This is a genomic window from Lactobacillus nasalidis (assembly GCF_016587775.1).
Lineage (GTDB): Bacteria > Bacillota > Bacilli > Lactobacillales > Lactobacillaceae > Lactobacillus > Lactobacillus nasalidis.
The window spans coordinates 1-4,684 of sequence record NZ_BOCG01000477.1; the positions used below are offsets into that span (position 1 = coordinate 1).

At 54.8% G+C, this 4,684-nt stretch carries 5 protein-coding genes and 1 pseudogene; 2 read left to right on the forward strand and 4 right to left on the reverse strand.

Annotated elements, in window-relative coordinates; all coding sequences use genetic code 11:
• Both lacNas_RS09090 and lacNas_RS09095 read left to right on the forward strand, forming a co-directional pair.
• Positions 1 to 775 (forward strand): annotated as a pseudogene (locus lacNas_RS09090) (CAP domain-containing protein); the annotation flags it as partial.
• Positions 776 to 787: 12 nt separating this feature from the next.
• Entirely contained in the window at positions 788 to 1,438 is a 651-nt protein-coding gene (locus lacNas_RS09095; protein WP_201330992.1) for a Crp/Fnr family transcriptional regulator, read from the forward strand.
• A gap of 79 nt (positions 1,439 to 1,517) precedes the next feature.
• Here lacNas_RS09095 and lacNas_RS09100 read toward each other — a convergent pair whose 3' ends face one another.
• From lacNas_RS09100 to lacNas_RS09115, 4 genes are all read right to left on the reverse strand, one after another.
• Positions 1,518 to 2,351, reverse strand: coding sequence for a hypothetical protein (locus tag lacNas_RS09100; protein ID WP_201330990.1), 834 nt, complete (start codon positions 2,349 to 2,351; stop codon positions 1,518 to 1,520).
• 10 nt (positions 2,352 to 2,361) lie between these two features.
• The gene (locus lacNas_RS09105) at positions 2,362 to 3,042 is read right to left on the reverse strand and encodes a TetR/AcrR family transcriptional regulator (protein ID WP_201330991.1); all 681 of its coding nucleotides are present in this window, start codon (positions 3,040 to 3,042) and stop codon (positions 2,362 to 2,364) included.
• Positions 3,043 to 3,200: 158 nt separating this feature from the next.
• Positions 3,201 to 4,193 carry a ribose-phosphate diphosphokinase gene (locus lacNas_RS09110; RefSeq protein WP_201330993.1) on the reverse strand — a complete coding sequence of 331 codons (993 nt, stop codon included), beginning with the start codon at positions 4,191 to 4,193 and terminating at the stop codon, positions 3,201 to 3,203.
• Positions 4,194 to 4,296: 103 nt separating this feature from the next.
• The coding region (locus lacNas_RS09115; protein WP_373868167.1) for an alpha/beta fold hydrolase at positions 4,297 to 4,684 on the reverse strand (388 nt) is incomplete at its 5' end.

Sequence of the window (4,684 nt, forward strand, 5' to 3'; positions counted from 1 at the left end):
CGGCCACCGGGCCTGGCTTCTGTCCACCCGCTTGAGCAAGATCTCGATCGGCGCCGCTTATGGCAGCAATGGCTACCGCTACTCGGTCAACCAGGTGCTGAACGTTGGCGACAGCTCGCGGACCGCCAGCCGGGAAATGGTGGCTTACCCGAACGCCGGGGTCTTTCCGCTGGAGCTGCTAGACGGGCAAAACATCGCCTGGTCCCTCTACTTCTCCAACAAGATCGTGAACTCGACGCCGAAGATCACCGTCACCGACGACGATACCGGCAAGACCGTCACCGCCAGCCAGGTGTCCAACTACAGCGACTATGGCTTCGGCAACTTCCAGACAGTGATTACCTACTACCCGAGCAAGCTGCAGCTGACTGCCGGCCACCAGTACACGGTCAGAGCCGGGAAGATCGCGACCTACAGCTTCAAGCTCTTTAAGCAAAGCGACAGCAGCCAGACCTACTCCACCAAGGTGTCTTCCTCAAGCACCCAGAGCAAGAGCAAGGTCAGTCAGAAGGACCTGCAGCAAAAGGGCCTGGCCAAGTACCTTTACAAGGTCGGCAAGAAGATCTCCACGGTCAAGAGCAAGAAGATCACGACTTCCAAAGCTGTAAAAAAAAACAGCAAGAAGACGACCAGCAGTAAAAAGTCCAGCAGCAAGAAATCCAGTAGTAAGAAATCTAGCAGTAAAAAGTCTAGCAGCAAGAAATCCAGCAGCAAGAAATCTAGCAGCAAGAAATCTAGCAGTAAGAAATCCAGCAGTAATAAGAAGAAAAAGTAAAACCGTATGACCATTCAGCAACACGACGAATTAAACTGTATCAGCCACGTGCCGATTTTTAAAAACCTTCCCGTCGACCTGCGCCGGGACCTGGTGCACATCTCGACTCACCAGCAGTTTTTCAAAAAAGGGAGCCTGATCCATGCCCCGGGCGACGGCAGATTGTCCGTGATGTCCCTGGACTCCGGCCGGGCCAAGGTCTACAGCCTCAGCCCCGACGGCCATGAGCAGGTGCTCAGCTTGATGCAGAAAGGCGACATCAACGGGGAGGAAAACCTCTTCGACACCGAAAATGACGACCTCTTCATCGAGGCCTTGGAAGACAGCACGGCCTGCTCCATCAACTACGCCGATTTCCAGGACCTGCTCTTAAAGTCGCCTGAACTGTCCCTGCACCTCTTAAACGAGTTCGGCAAGCGGCTGGTTAGCGCCCAGAAGAACGCCATGCGCCGCAACAGCCTGGAAGCCGGCCCCCGCCTCTACGCCAGCCTGCAGGACTATGCCGATGAGGCCGGCAGTGCCACTTTTACCCTGCCTTTAAAGAAAAAGGACCTGGCCAGCCTGCTCGGCATCACGCCCGAGACGCTCAGCCGGGAATTCAGCAAGCTGAAAAAGGATGGCTACATCGCCGCCAAAGGCAAGCAGATCACCATCCTCAAATAGGCAAAAACGACAGACAAAAGAAGATAAAAACAGACCAAACAAAAAGAGTGAAGCTTAGCTTCACTCTTTTTTGTATTCGCTAATTTGACGTTATCTGCCAAGGGATCGCGCTGACGACGTACATGATCACGCCGGCGATCACGAAGTCCAGGAAGACCCCGCTGGCGATTTCCAGCCAGTAGCCCAGGTCGGCCACAGTGATCACCGAAGTGTCCATGAAGATCGGTACCATGGCCAGCAGGCCATAGAGCAAAATGAACCAGAAAGCGGCCCACATCAGCCCCGCGGTCATGTCGTGGATCACCGCCCGCTTGGTATGGCTGCCAAAGGCGTCCCGCAGAATCGAGAACAGGGCCACCAGGCACAGCAGGATCACCAGAATGTTGACGATCCGCACGATGGTGATCAGGTTGGCTTCCAGCATGACCGTCGCCAGGTCAAAGGCGTTGCTGACAATGTAGACTGAAGAGCTCTTCTGCTTCTTCAGCTTCTTGCGGATCGCGGCCACCTGGTCAGTGTCCGTCTTCTCCTTCTTCAGGATCACGGTCTTGATGTCCTTGGCCAGGCTGAGGTTGCTGGTCTGCACGAAGTGCCAGCCGTACTTGTAGTCGATGATCAAATCGGCCACCTGCCGGGCCTGGCTGTCTGAGATCAGGTTCTTCTCATCGCTGCTCCCGTTCACGATCGTGGCCAGGCGGTTGAAGTGGCTGTTGACCTGCTGGCTGACAACCACCGTGTTGCTGTCGGTCTTGATCGTCTGCTTCATAAAGGCGGGATTGAGAAAAGTTCCCATGGCCAGCAGCAGGCTGAGCAGCAAGAAGGCGATGAATGCCGTCGGTTTCTTGTATTCTAACGCGTTGTCCGCGATTTCGTAGTTGTTCCTTCGTCTGCGCTTTCCGGAACTTTCTGCCATGCGTTTGCTCCTAACTATAGATTACCTTGCCTTCGTCGAACATGGTGTCGATCGCGTGGTGCACCTCACCAATGTTGCTGTCGTCGATGATGCCGTGGCCTTCCTCCAGCACGGCCGCGATTTCAGCCGGGTCGGCGTGCAGGAAGCTGTACATCAAAGAGCTCGTGGCGTAGTCTGCCATCTGCTCAGCGCCCAGGCCGTGCTTGTCGCGGTCGCGGTACAAACGGCCCACCCCGGTAACGATAAAGGCGATTCCAGTCCGGATTTCCTGATAGTTGCTGTATTCGGAAAAAGCTTCATGTGACTTCATCCATTCATCCAGCATCCGGCTCCAGTTGTCCAAAGAAGTCTGGTCGGTAAAGGCCTCCGCGATTACCCGGTCCAGACCCTTGTCCGTCATCCCCAGGGTCGCGATCGTAAAGATCATGGCGTCCACCCTGGTAAAAGGATTCTTCTTTACTGCGTGATAGTTCTGCTCCACTTGGTCCCACATGGTGTTGAACAGGTTTCTGACGATGTCCGTCATCAGCCGGGCCTTGTGGGGGTAGTATGACTGCAGCAGCGACTTGGAAATCCCCGAGTTCTCCGCAATCATCTGCAGGGAAACGTGGTCAAAGCCATTGGCTCTGATCAGGCGGAAAGTGTTATTCAAGATCTCCCGCCGTCTCTGAATGTTCTTTCTTCTTGCCATCGATCATCTCATCCTCTCTGTCAAAGCTAACAAAATTATAGCAAGATTTCCTTGCCCGATAACAGTATTTAGCCTTTTTCGCGTATTTTTCTTTTTTTAGTCACATTCCAAAAACAAAAAAGGGAGACCCGCTTAGCGGTCTCCCGGTTGATCGCGCCTTAGTCTTTGGTGAAGCGGTTTTGTTCATCAAAAATATCGTGAATTGAGCGATCGTTGTAAATATGGTCAATCCCCTTGGCCAGCAGGCGGTCCACTGAGATCCGGACCATCCGGTCAGGGTACTTCTCATGCTTGATGGTATCCGTAACCACGATTTGTTCCAGCGGCAAGCCGTTCAGAATCTTGGTCGCGTCCTGGGACAGCAGGGCGTGGGTGGCAGCCGCGTAAACCTTGGTGGCCCCGGCAGCGAAGACTGACCGGGTTGATGAAGCCAGGCGGGTGCCGGTGTCGATCAGGTCATCGACGATGATGCACTTCTTGCCCTTGACGTCGCCGATCATGTCGTGCACGCTGTCGTCATAGCGGGCGCCGCGCTGGTCGACGATGGCGATCGGCGCGTTGAAGTACTGGCCAAAGACCCGGGCCAGCTTGGTGCCGCTGTGGTCAGGCGAGACAACAACCACGTCGTCGTCATCCTTGGAAGCAATCCCGTTGTCCAGGAAGTACTGGCCTAAAAGCGGCATCGCGTGCAGGTGGTCAACCGGCACGTTGTAGAAGCCCTGGATTTGGGAAGCGTGCAGGTCGATGGTCAATACCCGGTCAATCCCGGTCAGCTGCAGCAGGTTGGCGATCAGCTTGGCCGTGATCGGTTCCCGGGACCGGGTCTTGGTGTCGGAACGAGAGTAAGCCAGGTATGGAATCACGCAGTTGACCGTGTGGGCTGAAGCCCGGTGCAGGGCATCCAAGACGATTTCCAGCTCCATGAAGTTCTCATTTACCGGATCTTGAATCGATTGGATGACGAAGACGTCGCAGCCCCGGACGCTTTCCGCGATGTTGACCTGGATTTCACCGTCGCTGAAGTGGTGAACCGTCGTTTCGATCAAAGGAACGCCCAGCGTGCTGGCTACCTTTTCGTTCAATTGCGGATTGCCGCCCAGCCCGATCAGCTTCATCGGGTTGAGCAGCTTATGAATTTCTTCTTTTGTAATTGATGTCATCATGAGCCCCTTAGAAACACTCTCATTTAATAGAATCTATTATGTCTACAGTACCATTATAGCAAAGGTTCGGCTTTGATCAGCCTTTTTCTCATTATTCCTTGCAAAAATCTTTGATCAAGTCCAGAATCTTCAGGCTGTCCACGACGTAGGAATCGTGGGTCTGCCGCGGCATCAGTGCCAGGCGGCCGTTTGGAATCAGGCTGCTGTACCAGCGGACATGTTCGACTTTGACCCAGTCGTTCTCCCCGACCACGCAAAGGACCGGGATCTTGATCTTCTCCAGGCTTTCCGGCTCCATGTAGGATTTGGTCAGCTCCACCCGGCTGTCGCGGTCAAAGCGCAAAAAGCGGCGCACCCCTTCCGTCAGGTAGTGGTACTTGTGAATGCCGCGGCCGTCAATGAAGACGCCGGCCACGACCGCCTTGCCCAGCAGGTCGGCCTGCTGGCTGGCCAGCATCAGGGTGACCAGGCCGCCGGAG